The sequence below is a fragment of the Nocardia tenerifensis NBRC 101015 genome (assembly GCF_000308715.1).
Classification (GTDB): Bacteria; Actinomycetota; Actinomycetes; order Mycobacteriales; family Mycobacteriaceae; genus Nocardia; species Nocardia tenerifensis.
Window position 1 is genome coordinate 1 of record NZ_BAGH01000046.1, and the last position, 5,939, is coordinate 5,939.

The 5,939-nt window shown below is 69.3% G+C and carries 4 protein-coding genes and 1 pseudogene; 1 reads left to right on the forward strand and 4 read right to left on the reverse strand.

What is annotated here, in order from left to right; genetic code table 11:
* From ON39_RS04065 to ON39_RS04080, 4 genes and pseudogenes are all read right to left on the reverse strand, one after another.
* A pseudogene (locus ON39_RS04065) lies at nucleotides 1-466 on the reverse strand (sensor histidine kinase); the annotation flags it as partial.
* Nucleotides 463-1,170: a response regulator transcription factor gene (locus ON39_RS04070; protein ID WP_040731089.1), complete on the reverse strand. Its 708-nt coding sequence runs from the start codon at nucleotides 1,168-1,170 to the stop codon at nucleotides 463-465. The pseudogene ON39_RS04065 and the gene ON39_RS04070, both read right to left, overlap by 4 nt.
* Before the next feature lie 49 nt (nucleotides 1,171-1,219).
* On the reverse strand, nucleotides 1,220-1,594 hold the full coding sequence (locus tag ON39_RS04075; protein ID WP_040731090.1) for a hemophore-related protein: 375 nt from the start codon (nucleotides 1,592-1,594) through the stop codon (nucleotides 1,220-1,222).
* Nucleotides 1,595-1,736: 142 nt separating this feature from the next.
* Nucleotides 1,737-3,776 carry an AMP-binding protein gene (locus ON39_RS04080; protein ID WP_040731091.1) on the reverse strand — a complete coding sequence of 680 codons (2,040 nt, stop codon included), beginning with the start codon at nucleotides 3,774-3,776 and terminating at the stop codon, nucleotides 1,737-1,739.
* Nucleotides 3,777-4,092: 316 nt separating this feature from the next.
* Here ON39_RS04080 and ON39_RS04085 point away from each other — a divergent pair.
* The coding region (locus ON39_RS04085) for a sensor histidine kinase (protein WP_218006151.1) at nucleotides 4,093-5,939 on the forward strand (1,847 nt) is incomplete at its 3' end.

Sequence of the window (5,939 nt, forward strand, 5' to 3'; positions counted from 1 at the left end):
CGCCGAGCACCCAGCGCCGCTGGTCGGCGGTCGCCGCGGCCGCCGAGGCGGCGGGGATGCCGATCGAGATCACCCGGCCCGCAGGCTGTTTCTCGGTCGTCGAGAGGATCCGGTACGGCGTGCCGCCGACCGAGAGCGTGCGCGAACCCGGTGGGAGATCGGGCAATTCGGTCGGCGTGCTCGACTTGACGGTGCCGTCGTCGCGGACGGTGACGGCGATGTCGTTGTTCAGCCCGGTCAGGCTGACCAGCCACACTGCGGTGACCGGTTCGATCAGCACGATGCGCGCGGCGAGCGCCAACTGCTGATCGGATTGCTGCACGTTGTTGCGCTCGATCGCGCGGATGCTGATCACGCTGATCACCGAGACGATCACGATCGCGCCGGCCGCCGCCGCGCCCGCGACCCTGGTGCGCAGCGAAAAGGCCCGCCGCCGTCGGGATTTCGGCGCGGCGGCCTGCGTCATTTGGGCGCCCGCAGGACGAACCCGACCCCGCGGATGGTGTGCAGCAACCGGGGCGCGCCGTCCGCCTCCAGCTTGCGCCGCAGATAGCCGACGAAGACGTCCACCACATTGGTGTCGGCCGCGAAGTCGTAGCCCCACACCAGTTCCAGCAGCCGCTCCCGGCTCAGCACCACGCCGACATTGCGCGCCAGCGTGGACAACAGCTCGAATTCCCGCTTGGTGAGCTCGATCTCGCTGCCCTGCAGCAGCGCGCGGTAGCCGGCGACGTCGACCTCGAGCGGGCCGACGGTGATCGCGCCCGGCGTGGCGGACGCCGGGGTGTCGGTGCGCCTGCGCAGCAGCGCCCGGATCCGCGCCACGAGTTCGGCGAGCACGAACGGTTTCACGAGATAGTCGTCGGCGCCCGACTCCAGCCCCGAGATGCGATCGTCCACCGAGGCCCGCGCGCTGAGCACGCAGATCGGCACCTCGTTGCCCATCGCCCGCAGCGCGGTCACCACCCCCGCGCCGTCGAGCACCGGCATGTTCATATCGAGCACGATCGCGTCCGGCGCGTGCTCGTTCACGCTGCGCAGCGCCTGCGCGCCGTCCCGGGCGACCAGCACGTGGAAACCGGAGAGCCGCAGCCCGCGCTCCACCGACGCGAGGACGTCCTCGTCGTCATCGACGACGAGGACAGTCGGGGTAGTTCCCACCTCAGCCATTCTCCCTGCCTCTCCGCGTATTCAGATCAGGCTCGGGGAACGACGCTACTCAGTAGTTGTGGCAGGAGTCGGCTACGGCCTGGATGGTGTCGCGCAGCTGCCCGTAGCGCGGGTCGTTCTGGGCGTCCTGCGCCGCCTGCGGGTTCTCGTCGATGGCCCGCTGCAGCTCCGCGCGCCGCTGCTCGACCGGCTGGTCGAACTTGCGCTGCAGTTCGGCCTTCTGCGCCGGGTTCGAGTCGAGCATCGAGGCCAGCTGCGGCGCCTTGGCGTGCAGTGCGGCGTCGACCTGGGCGAAGGAACAGTCGGAGTTCAGCAGCGGGCCCGCGAGCTCCATCGGACCCGCGGAGGCGAGGGCCGGGCTGAGGAAGGCGGCGACGGTGGCCAGTCCGCCCGCGGCGAGGGTGGCGACGGCGGAACGCTTCATGGTGTGACTCCAGTTCGTCGAGGGGTTACTGCCTAGCGCCCTCGACGCTAGGCCGCCGCACTGGCACGTGTGTGAGCGTTTTCTGAGGAATCTCTGAGCATGCGCCAATCCCTAAGCGGGACGAACGATTTCGCGTGAGCGGTTACGCGGGCGAGCCGATATCGGGGGTCGTGACCTGGCCGGTATCCGTCGCGGCCGGCACGGTCACGGCCGCGTGTATCTGCGCCTCCAGCGCCTCGAGCACCGCGGGATCCTCGATGGTGGACGGCACCTCGTAGGCGTCGCCGGAGGTGATCTGGCGGATGGTCTTGCGCAGGATCTTGCCCGACCTGGTCTTCGGCAGCGCGGACACGATGACCGCGTCGTGCAGCGTGGCGATCGCGCCGATCTGGTCGCGCACCCGCTCGATCAGCTCCTCGCGCAGCCGCGCCGGGTCGACCTCGACGCCGGACTTGAGCACGACATAGGCCAGCGGCCGATGCCCCTTGAGTTCGTCGGGCAGCCCGATCACCGCGCACTCGGCGACCGCCTCGTGACCGGCGATGGCCGCCTCGATGCTGCCCGCCGACAGCCGGTGACCGGCCATATTGATCACGTCGTCGCTGCGGCCGAGCACGAACAGGTAGCCGTCCTCGTCGAAGTAGCCCGAGTCGCCGGTGAGGTAGTGGCCGGGATAGGCGGACAGATACGAACGCTTGTAGCGCTCGTCGTCGTTCCACAGGCCGGTCAGCGTGCCGGGCGGCAGCGGAAGCCCGATCACGATGTTGCCCTCGGTGTTCGGCGCCACCGGGTTGCCCTCGGAGTCGAGCACGCGCAGGCGGTAGCCGGGCACCGGCACCGACGCCGAGCCCGCCTTGATCGGAAGTTGTTGCAGGCCGAGCGGGTTCGCGCAGATGGGCCAGCCGGTCTCGGTCTGCCACCAGTGGTCGACGACCGGGCAGTCCGTGCGATCGGCGAGCAGGATCTCGTCGGCCCACGCATAGGTCGCGGGGTCTAGTCGCTCGCCCGCGCAGAACAGCGCGCGCAGCGACGACAGGTCGTGGCGGTGCGCCAGCTCGGCCTGCGGGTCGGCCTTGCGGATCGCGCGCAGCGCGGTCGGGGCGGTGAACAGCACCCGCACGTTGTGCTCGGCGACCACCCGCCAGTACGCGCCCGCGTCCGGGGTGCCGATCGGTTTGCCCTCGTAGAGCAGGGTTGTCGCGCCGACGAGCAGCGGCGCGTAGACGATGTAGGAGTGCCCGACGACCCAGCCGACGTCGGAGGCGGTCCACATCACCTGGCCCGGACCTACGTCGTAGATATTGCGCATGGACCAGGCGAGGGCGACCGCGTGTCCGCCGTTGTCCCGCACCACGCCCTTGGGTTTCCCGGTGGTGCCGGAGGTGTAGAGGATGTAGAGCGGATCGGTGGCGGCCACCGGGACGGGATCGGCCCGCGGCGCGTCACGGACGGCGTCGTCCCAATCGAGCCACTGGGCGGCGACGGTCTGCGCCGAACTCGGCAGCGACTCGGTCGCGGCCTGCGGCGCGGAGAAGTGGATCGTCGGGAACTGCGGGCGCTGCTTGACGATCACCGTGCGCGGCGCGGTGGTCTCGGCGAGATCCAAGGCCCGCAACACGATCGGCGGGTACTCGAGCTGCTTGCCCGGCTCCAGGCCGCCCGAGGCTGTGATGATCAACACCGGCTCGGCGTCGTCGATGCGGGCGGCGAGCTCGGGCGCGGCGAAGCCGCCGAACACCACCGAGTGCACGGCGCCGATCCGCGCGCAGGCCAGCATGGCGATCACGGCCTCGGGGATCATCGGCAGGTAGATGATGACGCGATCACCTGCGACGACGCCCAAACGGCCCATGGCACCGGCGAATTCGGCTACCTTGTCCAGCAGTTCGGCGTAGGTGAAAACGCCTCTGGCGTCGGTCATAGCGGAGTCGTATATTAGGGCGGGCTGATTCGCGAGGCCCCCCTCCGCCGCGGTGCCGCCGTGCACATGCCGGTCGAGGGCGTTGAAGGAGGTGTTGAGGCGAGCGTCGGTGAACCACCTGGCCACCGGGCGAGCGGCCGGGTCCAGGATCTGGGTCGGTGGGACCACCCAGTCGATCGCTTCAGCCGCCCCGGCCCAGAACTCGGCGGGGTCGACCAGGCTGGTCTGATAGACCGGTCGGTACTCGTGCCGCACGTTCAAACCCGTGACTCCCTAGCCTCGCCTCGATGCCCGCCTCGATAGATCTGGTTGATTGTGGCAGACTTCACGCGACGCCCGGGTGGGTGTTGTGACCTTTGGTTTTGCCTGGAACGGCCAGGTCAAGGGGCGCATGCTTACTCGGAGTCACCCAAGAAGTTATTGATCCGTTAGAATCTGATGTCACTTATTTGGGCCGTCGTAGACGCAATTTCTCGGCCAGCCGCAGTTCTCGGCCAGCTCCGCCTGTCGAGCCAGTATGCGTGTGGAGGTTCGCTGATGGCGCGTGGTTGGGGCCAGTTTGGAAAGTGAGTGGGAGATGCGTGAGGCCGCTAGGTCCGGCAGAAGGCGCTGGGCGCTCGGCAACTGGGACCTGCGCTGGAAGGTGACGGCAGTTCTCGCCGTTCCGCTGGCGGTCGCGGTAGGCCTTGGCGTGTCCAGGATTTCATCGGAGTTCACCAACTCCGGTCGGCTCGCCGACGTCGCCGAGAACGTCGGGGCCATCCCCGCCGTCACGGCGCTCAGCGCGCAGACGGCGACGACCGTCGGTTCGCAGATGATCGCCATCGCGCCGAACGTGTCCGTGGTGACGGATCAGAACCTCGCCGATCTCGACAAGGCGATCGCGAACGCGGAGAAGGCCGCCGACAAGCTCAGCGGTGTACCCGGCGCGCGCGCGGCCCTGGACAGCATGCTCAACCAGGCGAAAGCCGTTCGCCAGCAAGGCAAGGCGGTGAGCACCGGGCCGAGCTCCGACGCGATCGGCCTGATAGACCGGGTGCGCAACGACAGCGTGCGGATCGTCGAGACGACGGTCGGCCAGGTCAGCGACACCGCCGTCGACACCGCCAAGCTGCGCCTCGTCGACTCGCTCAACACGCGTGCCACGCTGGTCGGCGAGGTCGCCGCGTTCCCCGAGGTGCTGAAGGACCCGAAGGCGGGCACGCCGGGCTTCCTCACCGCGGCCAACACCGAGCGCTCGCTGCTCAACGTGCTGTCGCATCGATTCCCCGACGGTGACACCTCCATCGCCGACCTGCGGGCGGGCATCGACACCCGCGTGGCCTTGCTGAACAGCCCGCAGTCACAGGCCGGTCAGATCCCCGTCGGCGATTTGAAGAAGTCGCTCACCGACAGCCTCGCGGTCTACGAACTCGTGGTGAGCCGGGCGACCAAGGACATCGACAGCGCGATGAACTCCCTGGTGTCCACCGCTCAGCGGGACGCATGGACCTACACCGCGGTCGTCATCGCCACCATCCTCGCCGCGCTGCTGCTCGCCGTGTTCGTGGCGCGCTCGATGATCGTGCCGCTGCACCGGCTGCGCCTGGCCGCGCTGCGCGTCGCCGAGAGCGACCTGCCGCACGAGGTCGCCCAGCTGCGTAACGGCGCCTCGCCCGAAGAGGTTCCGCTCGAGCCGATGCCGGTGCGCAGCACCGAGGAGATCGGCCAGCTGGCCCGCGCCGTCGACGACATCCACGGCCAGGCCCTGCGGCTGGCGAGCGACCAGGCGCAGATGCGTTCACAGGTCAACGACATGTTCGAGACGCTGGCCCGCCGGTCCAAGTCGCTCGTCGACCATCAGCTCAGCCTGATCGAGGCGATGGAGTACGACGAGAAGGATCCGCGCCTGCTGGAGAACCTCTTCCGGCTCGACCATCTCGCCGCGCGCATGCGGCGCAACGGCGACAACCTGCTCATCCTCGCCGGCACCAGGCAGCGCCGCGCCAAGTCCGCGCCCGTCGAGATCGCCGACGTGCTGCGCGCCGCGATCTCCGAGGTCGAGGACTACGAGCGGGTGAAACTGGGTGCGACGCCGCGTGGTTCGCTGGTCGAGCCCGCCGCCTCGGACATGGCGCACCTGTTCGCCGAGCTGCTCGACAACGCGCTGCGTGCCTCCCCGCCGGAGACCGACGTGAAGTTCACCTTCGCGCAGGCGCACGACCAGGGCATGCTCATCGAGGTGGCCGACCGAGGCATCGGCATGCCGCCCGCCGAGATGGCCGACATCAACCGGCGACTGGAGCAGACCGCCGAGCCCGGGCCCGACACCGCGCGGCACATGGGTCTCTTCGTGGTCGGCAGGCTGGCCGAGCGGCACGGTCTCACCGTGCGGCTGCGCCCGACCTTCGACACCGCCCGCGACCCGGGTGTCACGGTGACCGT

Coding starts and splice junctions, on each gene's coding strand:
- ON39_RS04070 (WP_040731089.1), bottom strand. CDS start 1,170: ATGGCTGAGGTGGGAACTACCCCGACTGTCCTCGTCGTCGATGACGAC.
- ON39_RS04075 (WP_040731090.1), bottom strand. CDS start 1,594: ATGAAGCGTTCCGCCGTCGCCACCCTCGCCGCGGGCGGACTGGCCACC.